Here is a 284-nt window from a genome sequence, read left to right on the forward strand (position 1 = left end):
TGCGGTGATGAAGCTTGGAAATGCAGTGTCGCTGCTGGAGCCCTTTTCTTGGGTGCCCCAAGACCGAGTTTTCTACTGGGGTGACTTGGACACGCACGGCTTGGCTATCCTTGCGCGGGCGCGACAGGTGTTCCCGCAATTGCGCTCGGTGCTAATGGACGAGGTGACGTTGCGGGCCTGGCCGCAGTTTTGGACGCAAGAGAAAAGTCAGGCGTCTTTGCAAGCGCTTCCGGAACTGACAGTAGAAGAACGCGCGGTCTATGACGGGCTCCACCAGAACCGTT

General features: G+C 58.5%; 1 protein-coding gene. It reads left to right on the plus strand.

Annotated features, from left to right (window positions below; translation table 11 throughout):
* On the plus strand, positions 1-284 hold a 284-nt coding region (locus tag RVY79_RS19095), incomplete at both ends, for a Wadjet anti-phage system protein JetD domain-containing protein (protein WP_317466128.1).

The sequence above is a fragment of the Chromohalobacter sp. HP20-39 genome, from assembly GCF_033052815.1.
GTDB lineage: Bacteria > Pseudomonadota > Gammaproteobacteria > Pseudomonadales > Halomonadaceae > Chromohalobacter.